20 protein-coding genes are annotated in these 19,022 nt (G+C 67.8%); 13 read left to right on the forward strand and 7 right to left on the reverse strand.

Going from position 1 to position 19,022, the window contains the following annotated elements; genetic code table 11:
• Positions 1 to 80: 80 nt before the first annotated feature.
• The 13 genes from VSO01S_RS11765 (at position 81) to VSO01S_RS11825 (ending at position 12,567) form a co-directional block, all read left to right on the forward strand.
• Positions 81 to 566 carry an Lrp/AsnC family transcriptional regulator gene (locus VSO01S_RS11765; protein ID WP_068642541.1) on the forward strand — a complete coding sequence of 162 codons (486 nt, stop codon included), beginning with the start codon at positions 81 to 83 and terminating at the stop codon, positions 564 to 566.
• A 75-nt stretch (positions 567 to 641) separates the two neighbouring features.
• Positions 642 to 1,406 carry a basic amino acid ABC transporter substrate-binding protein gene (locus VSO01S_RS11770; RefSeq protein ID WP_068642543.1) on the forward strand — a complete coding sequence of 255 codons (765 nt, stop codon included), beginning with the start codon at positions 642 to 644 and terminating at the stop codon, positions 1,404 to 1,406.
• A 91-nt stretch (positions 1,407 to 1,497) separates the two neighbouring features.
• Entirely contained in the window at positions 1,498 to 2,268 is a 771-nt protein-coding gene (locus tag VSO01S_RS11775) for an amino acid ABC transporter permease (RefSeq protein ID WP_068642545.1), read from the forward strand.
• Positions 2,269 to 2,366: 98 nt separating this feature from the next.
• On the forward strand, positions 2,367 to 2,966 hold the full coding sequence (locus VSO01S_RS11780; protein ID WP_068642547.1) for a type IV toxin-antitoxin system AbiEi family antitoxin domain-containing protein: 600 nt from the start codon (positions 2,367 to 2,369) through the stop codon (positions 2,964 to 2,966).
• A complete protein-coding gene (locus VSO01S_RS11785; protein WP_068642549.1) occupies positions 2,963 to 3,865 on the forward strand; it encodes a nucleotidyl transferase AbiEii/AbiGii toxin family protein in 903 nt (300 codons plus the stop codon). The genes VSO01S_RS11780 and VSO01S_RS11785 overlap by 4 nt, the downstream gene beginning before the upstream one ends.
• Positions 3,866 to 3,896: 31 nt before the next feature.
• Positions 3,897 to 5,513: an MFS transporter gene (locus VSO01S_RS11790; RefSeq protein WP_068642551.1), complete on the forward strand. Its 1,617-nt coding sequence runs from the start codon at positions 3,897 to 3,899 to the stop codon at positions 5,511 to 5,513.
• A gap of 171 nt (positions 5,514 to 5,684) precedes the next feature.
• Positions 5,685 to 6,506: a creatininase family protein gene (locus VSO01S_RS11795; protein WP_068642553.1), complete on the forward strand. Its 822-nt coding sequence runs from the start codon at positions 5,685 to 5,687 to the stop codon at positions 6,504 to 6,506.
• Positions 6,507 to 6,527: 21 nt separating this feature from the next.
• The gene (locus VSO01S_RS11800) at positions 6,528 to 7,328 is read left to right on the forward strand and encodes an ABC transporter ATP-binding protein (RefSeq protein ID WP_068642555.1); all 801 of its coding nucleotides are present in this window, start codon (positions 6,528 to 6,530) and stop codon (positions 7,326 to 7,328) included.
• Positions 7,312 to 8,205, forward strand: a complete 894-nt coding sequence (locus VSO01S_RS11805) for an ABC transporter permease (RefSeq protein ID WP_174544725.1) — start codon at positions 7,312 to 7,314, stop codon at positions 8,203 to 8,205. The genes VSO01S_RS11800 and VSO01S_RS11805 overlap by 17 nt, the downstream gene beginning before the upstream one ends.
• Before the next feature lie 121 nt (positions 8,206 to 8,326).
• Positions 8,327 to 9,712: an FAD-binding oxidoreductase gene (locus VSO01S_RS11810; protein WP_068642559.1), complete on the forward strand. Its 1,386-nt coding sequence runs from the start codon at positions 8,327 to 8,329 to the stop codon at positions 9,710 to 9,712.
• 132 nt (positions 9,713 to 9,844) lie between these two features.
• Positions 9,845 to 10,867 (forward strand): ABC transporter substrate-binding protein, encoded by a 1,023-nt coding sequence (locus VSO01S_RS11815; RefSeq protein WP_068642561.1) that lies wholly within the window; start codon positions 9,845 to 9,847, stop codon positions 10,865 to 10,867.
• Between the two features lie 14 nt (positions 10,868 to 10,881).
• The gene (locus tag VSO01S_RS11820; protein WP_068642563.1) at positions 10,882 to 11,847 is read left to right on the forward strand and encodes a PDR/VanB family oxidoreductase; all 966 of its coding nucleotides are present in this window, start codon (positions 10,882 to 10,884) and stop codon (positions 11,845 to 11,847) included.
• 33 nt (positions 11,848 to 11,880) lie between these two features.
• Complete coding sequence (locus VSO01S_RS11825; RefSeq protein ID WP_245684186.1) at positions 11,881 to 12,567, forward strand: TetR family transcriptional regulator C-terminal domain-containing protein; 687 nt, start codon at positions 11,881 to 11,883, stop codon at positions 12,565 to 12,567.
• A gap of 3 nt (positions 12,568 to 12,570) precedes the next feature.
• On the opposite strand, the gene VSO01S_RS11830 is transcribed toward VSO01S_RS11825, so the two are convergent.
• The 7 genes from VSO01S_RS11830 to VSO01S_RS27535 form a co-directional block, all read right to left on the reverse strand.
• Complete coding sequence (locus VSO01S_RS11830; RefSeq protein WP_068642576.1) at positions 12,571 to 12,915, reverse strand: cytochrome C oxidase subunit IV family protein; 345 nt, start codon at positions 12,913 to 12,915, stop codon at positions 12,571 to 12,573.
• A 26-nt stretch (positions 12,916 to 12,941) separates the two neighbouring features.
• Entirely contained in the window at positions 12,942 to 13,703 is a 762-nt protein-coding gene (locus VSO01S_RS11835; protein ID WP_084241827.1) for a heme-copper oxidase subunit III family protein, read from the reverse strand.
• 29 nt (positions 13,704 to 13,732) lie between these two features.
• Positions 13,733 to 14,389, reverse strand: coding sequence for a cytochrome c oxidase subunit 3 (locus VSO01S_RS11840; RefSeq protein WP_153305236.1), 657 nt, complete (start codon positions 14,387 to 14,389; stop codon positions 13,733 to 13,735).
• 70 nt (positions 14,390 to 14,459) lie between these two features.
• Positions 14,460 to 16,241, reverse strand: a complete 1,782-nt coding sequence (locus VSO01S_RS11845) for a cytochrome c oxidase subunit I (protein WP_068642565.1) — start codon at positions 16,239 to 16,241, stop codon at positions 14,460 to 14,462.
• A 13-nt stretch (positions 16,242 to 16,254) separates the two neighbouring features.
• Positions 16,255 to 17,397 carry a cytochrome c oxidase subunit II gene (locus VSO01S_RS11850; RefSeq protein WP_068642567.1) on the reverse strand — a complete coding sequence of 381 codons (1,143 nt, stop codon included), beginning with the start codon at positions 17,395 to 17,397 and terminating at the stop codon, positions 16,255 to 16,257.
• Positions 17,398 to 17,418: 21 nt separating this feature from the next.
• On the reverse strand, positions 17,419 to 17,928 hold the full coding sequence (locus VSO01S_RS11855; RefSeq protein WP_068642569.1) for a hypothetical protein: 510 nt from the start codon (positions 17,926 to 17,928) through the stop codon (positions 17,419 to 17,421).
• A 100-nt stretch (positions 17,929 to 18,028) separates the two neighbouring features.
• On the reverse strand, positions 18,029 to 19,022 hold a 994-nt coding region (locus VSO01S_RS27535), incomplete at its 5' end, for a geranylgeranyl reductase family protein (RefSeq protein WP_068642572.1).

Consider the following 19,022-nt stretch of genomic DNA (forward strand, 5'->3'; position numbering starts at 1 on the left):
CCTGCCCGCCAGATAGGTGTTTGCGTTCTGTGCCCTGAAAACACCTGTTTGAGAAAGCTTCTTTCCTAGAATGCCACCTTGTGGAAAGCATCGACAAGTTTGACCTGGCGATCCTGCAAGAGCTGCAGGCCGACGCACGCCTGACCAATGCCGAGCTGGCGCAGCGCGTGGGCCTGTCGGCCGCGCCCTGCTGGCGGCGCGTGCGCGCGCTGGAGGCCGCCGGCATCATCCGCGGCTACCACGCCGACATCGACCGCCACAAGATCGGCCTGGACGTGCTGGCCTTCGTGCGGGTCGACACCGAGCGCGTGAGCAACGAGGCCACCCGCAAGCTGGAAGACGCGATCCGCAAGATGCCCGAGGTGGTGGCCTGCCACTACATCAGCGGCACCGGCACCTTCGAGCTGCAGGTGGTGGCGCAGGACCTGAACAGCTTCTCGGCCTTCGCCCGCCAGCACCTGATGAACCTGCCCAACGTGAAGGACCTGCACACCAGCTTCTCGCTGGGCGAGGTCAAGTCCAGCCACGCGCTGCCGCTGTCCCACCTGGGCCAGAAGAAGAGGTAGTACTTAGGCGCCACCTAGAATCCTGCTGCTGCCGTTCGGCCGCTTCTGCACAACGAACCCCACAAGACAACCGCCATGAACCGCATCCGCCGCGCCTTCACCCTCGGCCTGGCCGCCGCCACCTTTGCCCTGGCCGGCCACGCCCAGGTGCCCAATCGCGAACTCATCGTGGCGTCCAGCGCCACCTATGCGCCCTTCGCCTTCGAGAACAAGGACAAGCAGATCGTCGGCTTCGACATCGACATCATCAACGCCATCGCCAAGCAGCAGGGCCTGAAGATCAAGATCGTGAACACGCCCTTCACCGGCATCTTCGGCGCACTCAACAACGGCGACGTCGACCTGGTGATCTCGGGCGTGACCATCAACGAGAAGCGCAAGCAGAGCTACGACTTCACCCCGCCGTACTTCGCCGCGCGCCAGCTGATCGCGGTGCCCAAGAGCAGCACCGTCACTTCGCTGAAGGACCTGGCCGGCAAGAAGATCGCAGTGGTCAGCGCCTCCACCGCCGACGACATCGCCTCGCGCGAGTTCGGCAAGACCAGCCCCAACATCCGCCGCTTCGAGAGCACGCCGCTCATCATTTCCGAGCTGGCCGGCGGCGGCGTCGATGCCGCCATGGGCGACAACGGCGTGATCGCCTACCGCGTCTCGCAGACGCCGGGCCTGAAGACGGTGGACGACAAGTCCTTCCCCGAGGAAGGCTTCGGCATCGTGGTGAAGAAGGGCGACAAGGCCCTGCTCGACAAGCTCAGCAGCGGCCTGGCCGCCATCCGCGCCGACGGCAGCTACGCCACCATCTACAAGAAGTGGTTCAACAAGGAGCCGGACGCTCGCTGAAGCGGCCCGGCAGGATTGCCGCACACACGGCCGCCCTCGCGCGGCCGTTTTCATTCATGGACAACGATAGAAGAGAACTGAGGAGGTCGACATGGACCAACCCGTGACGCTGTTCGGCTGGTTCCGCTGGGACATCCTGGTCGAATACAAGGACCTGTTCTGGCAGGGCGCCTGGATGACGCTGCGCATGACGGTGGCCTGCGTGCTGCTGGGCATCACCGGCGGGCTGCTGCTGGCGCTGGCGCGGCTGGCGCAGGCGCGGCATGCGCCCTGGACCTGGGTGGCGCGCTACCTGCTGCGCTGGCCTTCCACCGTGTACGTGAGCTTCTTTCGCGGCACGCCGCTGTTCGTGCAGATCCTGCTCATCCACTTCGCGGTGATGCCGGTGTTCATCCACCCGGCGGACGGGCTGATCATCAGCGGCGAGCTGGCGCGCACGCTCAAGCAGGAGCACGGCGCGCTCATCTCGGGCGTGGTGGCGCTGTCGCTCAATTCGGCCGCCTACATCTCGGAGGTGTTCCGCGCCGGCATCCAGTCGATCTCGCGCGGGCAGTTCGACGCCGGCCGCTCCCTGGGCCTGACGCCGCCGCAGGTGATGCGCTACGTGGTGCTGCCGCAGGCCTTCAGGCGCATGCTGCCGCCGCTGGGCAACAACATGATCGCGCTGCTCAAGGACACCTCGCTGGTCTCGGCCATCGGCCTGGCCGAGCTGGCCTACGCCGCGCGCACCGTGGCCGGCGCCTATGCGCGCTACTGGGAGCCGTACCTGGCGATCTCGGTCATCTACTGGCTGATGACGCTGGCGCTCACCACCGGGCTGCGGCGGCTGGAGCATCGGCTGGCGCGCAGCGACAGAGGTTGACGGCGACGGCGGGCAGGGCTCGCACGGCGAGAAGCGGAGTTTGATTGAAAATCGCATGACTTGCAGAAAAGTAATGCGGTTATTAAACTTCCATTCTCATGAACCAATCCGAGCACATCCTCGCACTGGCAGGGCGGCGACGCGTGCTGCGGGCTGCCGATGTGCGCGAACACGGCTGGTCGCCGCAACTCCTGCTCCGGCTTCACCAGACCGGCAAACTGCAGCGGCTCGCACGCGGCCTGTACGGGCTGCCCGACGCAGAGATCACCGAGCACCAGACCCTGATCGAGGTCTGCCAGCGCGTGCCCAAAGCGGTGCTGTGTCTGCTGAGCGCCCTGCAATTCCACGGCATCGGCACGCAACTGCCGCACGAAGTCTGGGTCGCCCTGCCGGAAGGAACGCAAACCCCGGTGCTGAGCTACCCGGCGCTGCGCATCACTCGGCTGCGCGGTGCGGCCTACAGCGACGGCATCCAGACAGTGACCGAGCACGGCGCCGCCATTCGTGTGTACTGCGCGGCCAAGACGGTGACTGACTGCTTCAAGTTCCGCAACAAGATCGGCCTGGACGTGGCACTGGAGGCCCTCAAGGAAGCCTGGCGCAGCCGCAAGGTCACCACGGCCGAACTCCATCATTTCGCCAGGATCAACCGGGTCGAGCGCGTCATGCAGCCCTACCTTGAGGCGGTGACGCAATGAGCGCCAATCTCCCGGCATCGATCCTGGCCCGCCTGTTGACACTCGCCAAGGAACGAGGCGACGACTACAGCCTGCTGCTCAACCGCTTCGCAACGGAGCGCCTGCTGGCTCGCATCAGCGCATCGAGGCATGCCGACCGGTTCCTGCTCAAGGGCGCGCTGCTCTTTGCGCTGTGGTACGACACCCCGCACCGGCCGACGCGCGATGCCGACCTGCTCGGCTTCGGCCCCGATGATGCGGCGAACCTGATCGCCACGTTCCGCGAAGTCGCCGCCATGGACATGTGCGATGGCATCGCGTTCGATCCCGCGTCCGTGAAGGCGCAGGCCATTCGAGAGGACACCACCTACGGTGGCATCCGCATCACGCTGGCGGCGCGCATAGGTTCCGCGCGCTGCGCCCTGCAGATCGACGTGGGCTTTGGCGATGCCGTGACGCCGCAGCCTCAGACCATGGCATATCCCACCTTGCTGGGCGACTTCCCGGCCCCTACGCTGCGCGTCTATCCGGTCTACACGGTGATCGCCGAGAAGTACCAGGCCATGGTGATGCTGGGTCAGGCCAACAGCCGCATGAAGGACTTCTTCGATCTCGCCGTGATTGCACGGCGCACGACGCTGGATGGCGCCACGCTGGCCGCTGCCATCGCCGCCACCTTTGCCCGGCGGCAAACCGCGCTGCCTGCCGAGCGCCCGCTTGCACTGACGAAGCAGTTCAGCGAAGACGCTGCCAAGCTGCGCCAATGGCAGGCGTTCTTGAACAGGAACCGCATCAGCGCCGCCAGCCTCGGCGACACCGTCACGCTGCTCGACCACTTGCTGTGGCCTGCGACGGAGGTGGCGGCCGCCAACAGCCAGGCGACGGCCACCTGGCGCCCCGACGCCTTGCGCTGGGCTTGAGTTCGCCGGGCCGCGTCACAATCGGGGGCCGATGCCGCCCCTCTCCACAGAAGAAGCCCCCCTCGCCGCGCCGCCCGCCCGCGTCGGCGCCCTCGAACCGCTGAGCATCCCCGTCTTCCGCATGCTCTGGAGCACCTGGCTGATCGCCAACGTGTGCATGTGGATGAACGACGTGGCGGCGGCGTGGATGATGACCACGCTGAACAACTCGCCGATCTGGGTGGCGCTGGTGCAGTCGGCCTCCACGCTGCCGGTGTTCCTGCTGGGGCTGCCCAGCGGCGCGCTGGCCGACATCCTGGACCGGCGGCGCTGGCTCATGGCCACGCAGTTCTGGCTGGCCGGCACGGCGGTGGTGCTGTGCGGCGCCATTGCGCTGGACCTGATCACCGCGCCGCTGCTGCTCGCCCTGACCTTCGCCAACGGCATCGGCCTGGCGATGCGCTGGCCGGTGTTCTCCGCCATCGTGCCCGAGCTGGTGCCGCGCACGCACCTGCCTTCGGCCCTGGGGCTGAACGGCATTGCCATGAATGCCTCGCGCATCATCGGGCCGCTGCTGGCGGGCGTGCTCATCGCCGGCGCCGGCAGCGTGTGGGTGTTCGCGCTCAATGCGGTGCTGTCGGTGATCTCCGGCTTCGTCGTGGTGCGCTGGCGGCGCGAGCACACGCCCAGCCCGCTGGGTCGGGAGCGGCTGGTCAGCGCCATGCGGGTGGGCGTGCAGTTCGTCTGGCAGTCGCAGCGCATGCGGGCGGTGCTGCTTCGGGTCGCGATCTTCTTCCTGCATTCCACCGCCCTGCTGGCCCTGCTGCCGCTGCTGGCGCGGGGACTGAAGGGCGGCGACGCGGGCACCTTCACACTGCTGCTGGCGGCCATGGGTTCGGGCGCCATCGTGGCGGTGCTGCTGCTGCCGCGCCTGCGCCAGGCCATGGGACGCGACGCGCTGGTGCTGCGCGGCGCCATCCTGCAGGCGGCGGCCACGGCCGTGATGTCGGTGGCGCCCAACGCGTGGGTCGCGGTGCCGGCCATGTTCATGGGCGGCATAGCGTGGATCACCTCTGCCAACTCGCTGTCCGTGTCGGCGCAGCTGTCGCTGCCCAACTGGGTGCGTGCGCGCGGCATGGCCACCTACCAGATGGCCATCATGGGTGCGAGCGCCTTCGGCGCGGCGCTGTGGGGGCAGGTGGCCACTGTTTCCAGCCTGCGCACCAGCCTGCTGGCGGCGTCGGTGAGCGGCGTGCTGCTGATGCTGCTGGCCCTGCGCTACGTGAACGACCCGCAGGACGAGGACGACGTGAGCCCCGCGCACGAGGGCTGGGCGGCCAGCCCGCCGTCCATCAAGCCCGGTGAAGAAGGCCGCGTGCTGGTCACCATCGAATACCACATCGACCCGGCGCGCGCGGACGCCTTCAAGCAGGTGATGGAAGAGACCCGCCGCGTGCGCCTGAGCCAGGGCGCCATCGAATGGGCGCTGCTGCACCACGTGGGCGAGCCCAGCCGCTACGTGGAGCAGATCCTGGACGAGTCGTGGACCGAACACCTGCGCCGCTTCGGCCGCGCCACCGCGGCCGACATCACCCTGCGGGAGCGCCGGCTGGCCTTCCACGTGGGCGAGGGCGGGCCGCAGGTCAACCGCTACATCGTGCAGCGCTAAAAGCCGCCGCCAACCCTTACCACCCGATCAAACTTGACTGGCGCCTTGGCGCCGGTACACACGCACTTGCAATCCTGACGGCTTCCCGGGGGTAAACACCGACACCTCATTTTTGACCACATGGATAATTTAGGCTCCGCCGCCCCACCCTGCCCGCGAAAGGCCTGCCTGATGAATCCGCCCCGCCTCCGCAGCCGTTTCTGGTCCGACCTGACCAGCGAAGAGTTCTCCCGCCTTGACCGCTCCCGCCTGATCGCGGTGCTGCCGGTGGGCGCCACCGAACAGCACGGCCCGCACCTGCCCATGTCCACCGACACCGCCACCATCGACGGCATGGTGGCGGCCAGCCTGCCCCACATCCCCGATGAACTGCCGGTGCTCTTCTTGCCCACCGTGCCCTACGGCAAGAGCAACGAGCATTCGCGCTACCCCGGCACGCTCACCGTGTCGGCCAGCACGCTCATTTCCATGTGGACCGACATCGGCAACTGCGTGGCCCGCGCCGGCGTGAAGAAGCTGGTGCTCTACAACAGCCACGGCGGCCAGATGAGCGTGATGGACATCGTGGCGCGCGACCTGCGCGAGGCGCACGGCATGATGGTGGTGGCCGCCAACTGGTACACCCTGGGCCTGCCCGAGGGCCTCTTTACCGCGCACGAAGGCAAGCACGGCGTGCATGCCGGCGACCTGGAAAGCTCGGTGATGCTGCACCTCACGCCCGACTATGTGCGGCCCGACCAGTTCCGCAATTTCCGCTCCATGACCGAGGACCTGGCGGCGGAGAACAAGTTTTTGTCCATCAGCCCCAGCGGCAAGCTCGGCTGGCAGATCCAGGACATGAACCCGATGGGCGCGGCCGGCGACGCCACCCGCGCCTCGGCGGACAAGGGCAAGGCGGTGCTCGACCACGTGGGCAAGCGCTTCGTCGAGCTTCTGCAGGAAGTGGACCGCTTCCCGCTCGAGCGCCTGGCCAACGAGCCGGCCTGGCGCTGAAGCGCGCAAGGAGCCACCCTCATGAGCAGCACCGACTCCACCGCCGCGCTGGTCAGCCTGCGCAACGTCAGCAAGCGCTTTGCCAACGGAACGCTCGCCCTGCAGGGCATGTCGCTGAACGTTGGCGAGCACGACTTCATCAGCTTCCTGGGCCCCTCGGGCTGCGGCAAGAGCACGGCGCTGCGCCTCGTCGCCGGGCTCACGCGCATCAGCTCGGGCGAGATGCAATGGTCGACCGGCGCTGCAGCCGGCCAGGGCGCCGGCAAGATCGACCGCGACCTGGGCTTCGTGTTCCAGGAGCCTACGCTCATGCCCTGGGCCAAGGTGTTCGACAACGTGTGGCTGCCGCTCAAGCTCACGGGCGTTTCTCGCGATGCCGCCGCGCCGGTGGTGAAGCAGGCGCTGGAGATGGTGGGCCTGTCGCGCTTTGCCGATGTGTACCCGCGCGAACTCTCGGGCGGCATGAAGATGCGCGTGTCCATCGCCCGCGCGCTGGTCACGCGCCCGCGCCTCTTGCTCATGGACGAGCCCTTTGCCGCGCTCGACGAGATGACGCGCATCAAGCTCAACAACGACCTGCTGGCCATCTGGCGCGAGCACCGCTTCTCGGTCATCTTCGTCACGCACAGCGTGTACGAGTCGGTGTATCTGTCCAACCGCATCGTGGTGATGGCCGCGCGCCCGGGCCGCGTGATCGACGAGATCCGCATCGACGAGCCCTATCCGCGCGGCGAAGCCTTCCGCACGTCCAGCCGCTACAACGCGCACTGCCAGGCGGTGTCGCAATCCCTGCACGGAGCCCTCCATGACGTCGATCACTGAAGCAGCCTCTGCCGCCACCGCCGCCATGTCCGACGCCGACCAACGCGCTCCCACCACCGAAGAACTGAAGGCGCGCGAAGACGCCCTCTACCGGCGCGACGCCATGCTGCGCGTGGCCGTGCCGGCCGCCGTCATCCTCGGCATCCTGCTGCTGTGGGAAGCGGTGGTGCGCATCCACCAGATTCCGCACTACATCCTGCCGGCGCCATCGCTCATCTTCACCACGCTCATCGAGAACTGGGACACGCTCTCGGGCGCGCTGTGGTTCACCGTCAAGCTCACCCTGCTGGCGCTGTTCGCCGCCATCGTGGGCGGCGTGCTGCTGGCCGTGGCCTTCGCGCTGTTCAAGTGGGTGGAGATCGGGCTCTTTCCGATCGCGGTGATCCTGCAGGTGACGCCGATCATCGCCATCGCGCCGCTGATCCTGATCTACGTGTCGAGCACCACGGCGGCGCTGCTGCTGTGCGCCTGGATCGTGGCCTTCTTCCCGATCCTGTCGAACACGGTCATCGGCCTGAAGAGCGCGGACAGCAACCTGCGCGACCTGTTCACGCTGTACAAGGCCTCGCCCTGGCAGACCTTCCGCTACCTGCTGGTGCCCAGCGCCCTGCCCTACTTCATGGCGGGCCTGAAGATCGCCGGCGGCTTGAGCCTGATCGGCGCGGTGGTGGCGGAGTTCACCGCCGGCACCGCGGGCCGCGAGACGGGCCTGGCCTCGCGCATCCTGGAGTCGAGCTTCCGCACCGAGATCCCGATGATGTTCGCGGCGCTGTTCCTCGTGTCCCTGCTGGGCATCGTGATCTTCCTCGTGTTCGCCGGCCTCTCGCGCGCGGTGCTCGGCCACTGGCACGAGAGCGAAATGAAGAAGGAAAGATGACCCACCCCCGAATCTCCGCGCACTTCGTGTCGCTCCGGACCCCCCCTCAAGGGGGCGACTCCAGCGGCCCGGCAAAGCCGGTTCCGCGGAGTCTCCCGCTTTGGCCCAAGGAATGCATGCGATGAGTGCCTTGCCAACGTTTTCATCCCAACAGCCGGACTGGGACGCGGTGCGCCGCGACCTCGCCGGCCTGAACATCATCGACTCGCGCGGCCAGCGCAAGCAGCTCTCGCGCGACTTCTACTGGTACAGCCCCATCCTCAGCGCGCAGCTGGACAGCTGCATCGCCGAGCTGGTCGTCAAGGTGTCCACCGAAGACGACGTGCGCCAGGTGGCCGCCACCGCCGCGAAGCACAAGCTGCCGCTCACCGTGCGCGGCGGCGGCACCGGCAACTACGGCCAGTGCGTGCCGCTGGAAGGCGGCCTGGTCATGGACGTCACCGCCATGTGCCGCGTGCTCGACCTGGCCGAAGGCCGCATCCGCGTGCAGGCCGGCGCGCGCATGCACGACATCGACCTGGCGGCACGCGAGACCGGGCAGGCGCTGCGCATGTGGCCCTCCACCTGGCATGTGGCCACCATCGGCGGCTTCATCGCGGGCGGCTTCGGAGGCATCGGGTCCTTCCGCCACGGCATCCTGCGCGACACCGGCAACCTGCTGCATGCCCGCGTGATGACGGTGGAGCGCGAGCCGCGCATCATCGAGCTGCATGGCGACGAGATCCAGCAGGTGCAGCATGCCTTCGGCACCAATGGCGTGATCCTCGACGTGGAGGTGGCGCTGTCGCCGGCCGTGGACTGGGTGCACTGCACCGTGCTGTTTCCGCAGTACCGGCAGGCGCTGGACTTCGGCATCGCCGCGGCCTCGCCCGCGCTCGACCTGTTCCTCTTCACCACGGTGGAGAAGCGCTTCTCGCCCTACTACACCGCGATGGGCGACCGCTTTCCGGCAGACCGGCACGCGGCCTTCGCGATGGTGTCGCCCGAATCGATGGACGCCTTCCGCGAGTTGGCGGCGCAATTCGGCGGCACGATCTCCGTGGCCGGCACCGAGGAAGAGCTGCTCGCCCAGGGCCTGCCGCCCGCCTACGAGTGCGCCTTCAACCACACCACGCTGCAGGCCCTCAAGCTGGACCGCAGCTGGACCTACCTGCAGATCGCGTACGCGCAGCCTTTCGACCCGGCCGTGGTCGAGCGCCACCTGGCCATCTTCGGGGGCGACGTGCTGCAGCACCAGGACTTCGCCCGCGCCGGCGACGCGGCCGGCACCTTCGGCATCCTGCTCGTGCGCTGGAAGGGCGAGGCCCACCAGTACGAAGTGATCCGCGAGATCGAGTCGCAGGGCGGCTGCCAGGTCTTCAACCCGCATGTGTTCACCATCGAGGACGGCGGCATGAAGACCATCGACGACGCGCAGATCCAGTTCAAGAAGCGCAGCGACCCGATGGGCCTGATGAACCCCGGCAAGACGCGTGGCTGGACGCCTGACATGGCCCGAGAAACATGAGCCCCCCGGCTTTTCACTCCGCTTCGCTGCGTGTAACTCCACCCCCCGAGGGGGAGGCGCGGCTCGCCTTGGGGCGGCCCGGCGGCGGCCGCCTCTCCCCCTTTTGACCTTTCCCCCACCAAGGATCCCACCATGAAACTCAACGCTCCCTTCGCCGCCCGCGGCCTGCTCGCCGCGCTGCTGGCCGGCACCGCCCTTGCCGCCATCGCCCAAGACAAGGTGGTGATGGCCACCAACTGGCGCGCGCAGCCCGGCCACGGCGGCTTCTACCAGGCGCTGGCCGACGGCACCTACAAGAAGTACGGCCTGGAGGTGGACATCCAGCAGGGCGGCCCGCAGGTCAACAACCGCCCCATGCTGCCGGCCGGCAAGGTCGACTTCCTGATGACCGGCAACATGCTGATGGCCTTCGACAACATCAAGCAGAAGGTGCCCACCGTGGTGGTCGCCGCCTACTTCCAGCGCGACCCGCAGGCCATCATCGCCCACCCCGGCCAGGGCATCGACAAGTTCGCCGACATCGCCAAGGCCAAGACGGTGCTGCTGGCCAAGGACGGCCAGATCAGCTACTGGCAGTGGATGAAGAAGGCCTACGGCGTGCGCGACGAGCAGGTGCGCCCTTACAACTACAGCCTGTCGCAGTTCCTGGCCGACAAGCAGTCGGTGCAGCAGGCCTATGCCACCTCCGAGCCGCTGGCGGTGGAGAAGCAGGCCGGCTTCAAGCCGGTGGTGCTGAGCCTGGCCGATGCCGGCTGGTCCACCTACGGCATGGTCATCGAGACCCGCCAGGACCTGGTCAAGACCAAGCCCGACGTGGTGCGCCGGTTCGTCGAGGCGACCAACATCGGCTGGGTGAACTACCTGTACGGCGACCACAAGGCGGCCGACGAGATGATCAAGAAGATCAACCCCGACATCAGCGACGAGTACGTCCAGAAGTCCATCCCGATCCTGCGCGCGCACATCGACGTGGGCGACGCCCGCACGCAGGGCATCGGCGCCATGAGCGACGCGCGCATGAAGGACTTCTACGAGAAGACCGTGGAAGCGGGCCTGTACAAGCCCACCGACTTCGACTACCGCCAGGCCTACACGCTGCAATTCGTGAACAAGGGCACCGGCGTGGACCTGCGCAAGTCGCTGGCCAAGGACTGAGCGAGGCACAGGCGATGGTGGAGCGCACCCTGACCGTGCGTGTCGCGCGCATCCGGCGCGAGACGCCGGAGATCCTCTCCTTCGAGCTGGCGCACCCATGGGGGCGCGAGCTGCCCGGCTTCGAGGCAGGCGCGCACATCGACGTGAAGATGCCGGGTGGCTTCGCCCGCCAGTACTCGCTGGCGCGCGCGCCGGGAGTGAGCAGCGACGGGCGCTACCTCATCGGCGTGAAGCGCGAAGGCGCCAGCCGCGGCGGCTCGGCCAGCATGCACGAGCGGGTGCGCGAAGGCGACCTGCTGCCCATCAGCGCGCCGCGCAACACCTTCCCGGTGCAGGCCGATGGGCGGCGCCACCTGCTGCTGGCCGGCGGCATCGGCATGACGCCGCTGTTGGCGATGGCGCAGCACCTGGCGCGGCGCGGCGCCGACTTCACGCTGTGCGTGTTCGCCCGCAGCCGCGAGCACCTGGCCTTTGCCGATGCGCTGGCCGCGCCGGACCTGGCGCCGCATGTGCGCCTGCACCTGGACGACGGCGCATCGGCCAACGAGAAGATCGACCTGGCCGCGCTGCTGCGCGCGCACGAGGACGGCACGCACCTGTACATGTGCGGCCCGGCCGGCTTCATGGCCGCGGTGCGAAAGGCCGCATCGCACTGGCCCGAAGAGGCCGTGCATGCCGAGTACTTTGCCGCACCCAGCGACAGCAGCGTACCGGCCGGCCGGCCCTTCAGCCTGCGCCTGACGCAGCGCGGCTTCTCGGTGCCGGTGGCCGCCGACCAGACCGCCGTGGATGCGCTGCACGACTTCGGCATCGACATTCCCGTGTCGTGCGAGCAGGGCCTGTGCGGCACCTGCGTGGTGCCCGCCGAAGGCGCAGGCGCGGAGCACCGCGACTTCTGCCTGACCAGCGCCGAGCGCCAGCACAAGGTGGCGCTGTGCTGCTCGCGGGCGCGCGAGCAGGAGCTGGTGGTTCATCTCTGACAGAGGGGCGGCTCTGGCACCATCCGCATTTCCATGATGACGACGAGCACCGGCACCACGACAGGCGAGATTCCGGACGAGGCCGAGGCCCCCGCCTCGCCCACGCGCGGGCGCTCGCGCAAGTACACGCAGATGCTGGCGGTGATCTACCAGGCCGCCATCGAGGTGTTCGCCGCCGACGGCCCGCAGGGCGCGACCACGCAGGCCATTGCCGACAAGGCGGGTCTGTCGAAGGCGCAGTTGCACTACTACATCGAGAGCAAGGACGCGCTGTACGCCCAGGTGCTGCAGGACATCATCGACGACTGGATCGGCGTGTTCGGCTTTGCGGACGAGGCCTTCGGCGCGCGCCGCGTGCTGTCGGACCTGATCCGGCGCAAGATGCTCTTCTCGTTCGAGCAGCCGCTGCGCTCGCGCATCTTCGCCGCCGAGATGATGCGCGGCGCGCCGGTGCTCAAACCCATGATGGCGCTGCAGAGCAAGCGCCGCACCGACCAGGCGGTGGCCGTCATCCGCAACTGGATGAACCAGGGCCAGATGGGGCCGGTGGACCCGTTGCTGTTTCTCTTCCACCTGTGGGCCGTCACGCAGTTCTACGCGGACCATGCGACGCAGGTGAATTTCTTTCGCGAGGGTGCTTCGATGGATGATCCGAAGGAGCGCGACTACCTCATCGCGCAGGTGACGGAGTTCCTGCTGCGCGGGGCGGCGGTCAAGTAGCCCTCAGTGGAAGAACAGCATGCGCGTCAGGAAGGTGTGCCCGCCCTCCAGCGCCATCAGCCCCACCAGCACCAACAGCGCCAGCGGCGGCAGCAGGATGGCGTACACCAGCGCCAGCCGCTCCCAGGCCATGTGCATGAACACGGCCACGATCAGCCCGGCCTTGAGCAGCATGAAGGCGATGATCAGCGCCCAGCGCAGGAGCCCCTGGAGCTGGAAATAGTCCACCATGTACGAAAAGGCGCTGAGCACGAACAGCAGCCCCCACACCAGCAGGTAGAGCTTGATCGGGTGCTCCTGGTGCCCGCTGTCCTTGCTTGCCGGCAGCTGTTGTTGTTCGGTCTGCATGATGCCCGCGCCTTTCATCGTCATCGTCACCACAGGTAGAACAGCGCAAAGATGAACACCCACACCAGGTCGACGAAGTGCCAGTACAGGCCCGCGATCTCCACGATCTGGTAGTTGCCCGATTTTTCGTAGTCGCCGCGCAGCAGCCTGAAGGCGACCACGAAGAGGTAGATCACGCCGCAGGTCACGTGCAGGCCGTGAAAGCCGGTGATCATGAAGAAGGCCGAGCCGAACTGCGCCGCGCCCATCGGGTTGCCCCAGGGCCGCACGCCCTCTTCCAGGATGAGCTTGGACCACTCGAAGGCCTGCATGCCCACGAACACCTCGCCCAGCGTGGCCGTGACGATCATCAGCGTGGCGGCGTTGATGCGGTCGCGCCGGTAGGCGAAGTTGACCGCCATGGCCATGGTGCCGCTGCTGCTGATCAGCACGAAGGTCATGATGGCGATGAGCAGCATCGGCACCTCGGCCCCGCCCACGTGCAGCGCGAACACCTCGCTGGGGTTGGGCCAGCCGACGGTGGTCGACACCCGCACCGTCATGTAGCCGGTGAGGAAGCAGCTGAAGATGAAGGTGTCGGACAAGAGGAAGATCCACATCATCGCCTTGCCCCACGAGACCTTGAAGGTCTGGCGGTCGCCCGACCAGTCGGCGACCAGCCCGCGCAGTCCGCCGGCCGCCCCATCGGCGCCTCGGCGGGCATGGGGCACCGACGACGGCGACACCAGTGGGGGCGCTGCGGCCTCCGTGCGCGGCATGGACGACGGTTCGATGGTGGTGCTGCTCATGGCGATCCCTTCTTGTTCTTGGGCTCCGCTCAGGCCACGCCGCAGATGAAGCGTGCCGCTTCCGGCGTCAGCCAGTGCAGCAGGGCATACAGGCCCAGCCATACCGCCAGCATGAAGTGCCAGTAGCGCGCCACCAGGCCGATGCGCCAGGCCGTGGCCGCCGGCTGGCGCCAGGCTCGGTGCACCGTCCAGACCCAGCCGATCAGGCCGCCGGCCAGGTGCAGGCCGTGCATGGCCGTGACCAGGTAGAAGAAGCTGCCGGCCGGATGCGAGGCCAGCCTGACCTGTGCCGACAGCATGGCCTGCCAGGCCCACAGCTGCGAGGCCAGGAAGGCCACGGCGCACAGCCCGCCGGCCAGCAGCAGGCGCTGCGCGCGGCCGATGTTGTCTGCGGTGGGCACCAGGTCGCATTCGCGCGCCACGCCGTGCGCCAGCTCCAGCGCGACGCTGCCGGCCAGCAGCAGCGCGGTGCTCAAGAGCAGTTGCCGCGGCAATGCCAGGGCCACGGCATCGCCCTCGCTCATGCGCATCACATAGGCCCAGGCAAACAGCAGGAACAGCGAGGTCGCCACGCCCATGAAGACCCACAGGCCGATGCTGGCGGCCCGCATCCGCGGCTCGCGCGGCGGCGGACCGCCATGGGCCACGCGCGGCACGGTGGCGGAAACGGGAATGACCGCGCTCATCGCGTATCCCTCCAGCAGCGCGCTGCGGTGCGAAGAACGTCTTTCAACCTGGTCTTCCTTGCGGTGTTGTTCATGCTGTCACTCCCTTGCCCTCATGCCCGCGATGGTCCGGCTCGATTCCGCCGGCCTCGGGCGGCGCGTTCTGCGCGATGTAGTCATGCGGTCCGCCGTTGGCGCCGTAGGCATAGGCCCAGCGATACACCACGGGCAGCTTCTCGCCCCAGTTGCCGTGCACCGGCGGGGTCTGCGGGGTCTGCCATTCCAGCGACGCGGCGCGCCATGGGTTCGGCCCGGCCGCCCGGCCGTACTTCAGGCTCCAGCCCAGGTTGAAGATGAAGATGAACTGCGCCGTGGCCACCACCAGCGCCATGACCGTGATCCACTCGTTGAGCAGGTGCGCCGAGGGCGGAATGAAGGCATAGCCCTCGAAGTGGTGGTAGCGCCGGGGCATGCCCAGCACGCCCAGGTAGTGCATGGGAAAGAAGATGAGGTAGGTGCCGATGAAGGTCACCCAGAAGTGGATGTGCCCCATCCGGTCGTCGAGCATGCGGCCCGTCACCTTCGGGTACCAGTGGTAGATGCCGCCGAAGATCACCAGCAGCGGCGCCACGCCCATCACCATGTGGAAGTGCGCCACCACGAAGTAGGTGCCCGACAGCGGAATGTCCACGCTCACATTGCCCAGGAAGAGACCGGTGAGCCCGCCGATGACGAAGGTGCACAAAAAGGCGATGGCGAACAGCATCGGCACCGTGAGATGGATGTCGCCGCGCCACAGCGTGAGCACCCAGTTGTAGACCTTGATCGCCGTGGGCACCGCGATGATCAGCGTGGTGGTGGCGAAGAAGAAGGCGAAGTAAGGGTTCATGCCCGCCACGAACATGTGGTGCGCCCACACCACCACGCTCAGCAAACCGATCACCACGATGGCCCACACCATCATCCGGTAGCCGAAGATGCTCTTGCGCGCATGCACGCTGATCAGGTCTGACACGATGCCGAAGGCCGGCAGCGCCACGATGTAGACCTCCGGGTGGCCGAAGAACCAGAACAGGTGCTGGAACAGCAGCGGGCTGCCGCCCTTGTAGCCGGTCACCTGCCCCAAGGACACCAGTGCCGGCATGAAGAAGCTGGTGCCCAGCGTGCGGTCCAGCAGCAGCATCACGCCGCTGACGAACAGCGCCGGAAAACCGATGAGCGCCAGGATGGTGGCAATGAAGATGCCCCACACCGTGAGCGGCATGCGCAAGAGCGTCATGCCCTCGCAGCGCGCCTGCAGCACGGTGGTGACGTAGTTCAGGCCGCCCATGGTGGTGGCCACGATGAAGATCAGGAGCGACACCAGCATCAGCACGATGCCCGCGCCATGCCCCGGCGTACCCGGCAGGATCGACTGCGGCGGATACAGCGTCCAGCCCGCGCCGGTGGGCCCGCCAGGCACGAAGAAGCTGGCCAGCAGCACCACCACCGAGAGCAGGTAGACCCAGAAGCTCAGCATGTTCATGTAGGGAAACACCATGTCCCGCGCCCCCACCATGAGCGGGATCATGTAGTTGCCGAAGCCGCCCAGGAACAGCGCGGTGAGCAGGTAGATCACCATGATCATCCCGTGCATGGTGATGAACTGGTAGTAGCGCTCGGCGTTGATGAACTCGAACAGGCCCGGAAAGCCCAGCTGCAGCCGCATGAGGTTGGACAGCAGCACGCCCACCACACCCACCGCGATGGCCACGCAGGTGTACTGCACCGCGATCACCTTGTGGTCCTGGCTCCAGACGTAGCGCGTCCAGAAGCTCGGCGGTGGATGCGCATCGTCGTGTGCGTGCAGATCGAGCGTGTCGGCGTGGGCCATGGCGTCGTTTCCTTCAGCGCTGTGCCTTCTGCTCTCCTGCGGCGGGGGCTCCGCCCAGGGTCTGGATGTAGGCCACGAGGGCCGAGACTTCCTCGTCCGTGAGCGGCAGCCTGGGCATCACCGGCTGGAAGCCCTTCACCCGCTTGGCCTGCGGGTCGAGGATGAAGTTGCGCAGGTAGGCCTCGTCCACCTTCTCGGTCGAGCCGTCGGCCATGGTTTCGTTCTTGCCGTACAGGCCCTTCCAGGTGGGGCCCACGCGCGGCGAGCCGTCGATGGTGTGGCAGGCGACGCAGCCCTTGGAATCGGCCAGCTGGCGGCCCTTGTCGACCAGCGGGTTGCTCGCTGCGATGGCTGCCGGCACCGGCTTGCTGGCCACCGCGAAGTTCACCAGGCCCTGCTGCCAGGCGGCGTACTGCGCCGGCTCTTCCACCACCACGTAGCCACGCATGTCGGGATGGCCCACGCCGCACAGCTGCGCGCACAGCGCCTCATACCGTCCCGGCACCGTCGGCGTGAACCAGAAGCGGCTGACCTGCCCCGGCACGGTGTTCATGCGCGCGCGGAACTGCGGCACGAAGAAATCGTGCAGCACGTCGTGCGAACGGGCCACCACCACCACCGGCTTGCCCACCGGCAGGTGCACTTCGTTGCCGAGCACCAGCAGGTCGTCCTGCCCGCGCGGGTCGTTCGGGTCCAGCCCGAAGGGATTGGCGCCCGACACGAAGCGGGCGTCGCTCGCGCCCAGTTTTCCGTCGGGCCCGGGCAGGCGATAGCGCCACTGCCACTGCTGGCTCACCACTTCGAGCAGCAGCGCGTCGCGCGGCTCGTTCACGTAGTTGGCATAGACCAGCAGGCCGGGCGCCAGCAGGGCGGCCACGCCGACGCTGGTGCCGCCGATCAGCCAGCGCTCGAGCTTCTTGTTGTCAGGCTCGGCCTTGGCGTGCGGTGCGCCGTCGCGATGGCGGAAGCGCAGCAGCGCATACACCACGAACAGGTTGATGGCGACGAAGAACAGGCCCGTGATGACCACCGTGATGGTCAGCGTGTCGTCCATCGTCTTCCAGTTGGACGCCAGCGGCGTGACCCACCACGGGTTGAAAACGTGGAACAGCACCGAGCCGACGACGACGGCGAGCAGCACCCAGGCCATGATCATTGGTGCCGCCCTTCTCTGCCATCAGAAGGCCGGCAGTGCATCCTCGCCCTCGAAGTGGGCCTCCGGATGCGTTGTCGCCAGCAGGGTCTCGATCGCCCGCACGCGCTCGGGCGGCAGGTCCACCATCAGCAGGATCTGGCCGGCTTCCAGCGCACCGGCAAAGCGCTCCAGCCGCTGGCTCGGGATGGAGATGCCGATCATGCTGGCCGACCAGGCGCCCATGAGGCCGCCCAGCAGCGCCAGGATCGCGCTCAGCTCCCACGTGATGTCGTCTTCCACCAGCGGGTACAGCGCGGCGGCCACCAGGCCCACGAAGGCGCCCAGCCCGCAGCCGATGAGCAGGCCGTTCTTGGCCGCGCGCACGACGTCGGAGGTTTGCCAGATGTTGGCTTCGTGCAGATCCGCCAGGTCGGCACCCTCGGCGGCCGCAAAGTGAATGCACGCACTGTCCACGCCTGCCTCGAACAGGTCTTGCATGACCCACCTGGCGCTCGCCAGGTGCGGCATGAGCCAGTAGATGCGTCGCTTCACGCGCCCTCCTTTTCTTGGCTCCTCTCGCGTTCGAGGAGCCGGCAAAGGAAAACTGCTGCTACTTATAGGTCAGGCCGGTGCCCCTGGCAAGCCCATGGGTTCAGCGCGCCTGGAACAGCAGGCGCAGCAGGCCCTGGGCGCTGACGAAAGCGCTCGGGTCCTGGCTTTCGTCGAGCACGCCGGCCAGGCGCGCCAGCAGGGCGGGGCTGCGCCGGGCGCGCCACACCGTCAGGTCGACCATCCAGGGGTACTCGTTGAAGCGGTTCGCCAGCTCGTAGGCGGCGAAGCGGGGCTTGAGCGAAGCCAGGGCCGATTCGTAGGCGGTGCGCACGCCGGCATCGCTGCCGCTTTCCTGCACGATGGCCTGCGCCGCCGCCATGCCGCTTTCCATGGCCTTGCCGATGCCTTCGCCGGTGAAGAGGTAGGTGCTGCCCGCCGCCTCGCCCGCCACCAGCAGGCCGGGGCGCGACTTGCGGGCGCCGCCGAGCGAGCAGCGCAGCGGCGCGCCCTTGAGCTCGCCCAGCGCCGCCCCGCCCTCCTGCAGCAACGCTTGCGCCGGCGGGTGCACGCGTGCGAAGGCGGCCAGCAGTTCGCGCAGGTTGGGTGCGCCTTGATGGTCCCGCTCGGCCCCCCGGCGATGCAGGTAGCCCACGCCGATGTTGAAGCGCCCGCCCCCGGCCGGAAAGATCCAGCCGTAGCCGCCGCGCAGGGCCTTGTGCCACACCACCTGCAGCCCGCCGATCTGCCCTGCCATGTCGGGCCGGTGCGCGTAGCCGCGCAGGGCCATGCCGCTGGGCGCACGGCGCTCGCACATGCCGGCGGCTTCCAGCGCCCTGGCGTCGGCGCCGGTGGCCAGCACCGTCCAGCGCGCCCGCACCTCGCACACCGATTCGCCCTCGCGCAGGCGGGCGCCGATCACCCGGCCGGCGGCATCTTCCAGCAGGGCTTCCAGCCGAAGCGGTGACTGCCAGCGGGCGCCGGCTTTCAATGCCGCCTGGCGCAGCATCTCGTCGAGTTCCCGGCGCCGCAGCACGGCAAGCTGCGCCGGCACGGCCAGCGTCCCGCCGCGCGGGGCGAAGCAGTCGAGCCGGCTC

This window comes from Variovorax soli NBRC 106424 (genome assembly GCF_001591385.1).
Classification (GTDB): domain Bacteria; phylum Pseudomonadota; class Gammaproteobacteria; order Burkholderiales; family Burkholderiaceae_C; genus Variovorax; species Variovorax soli.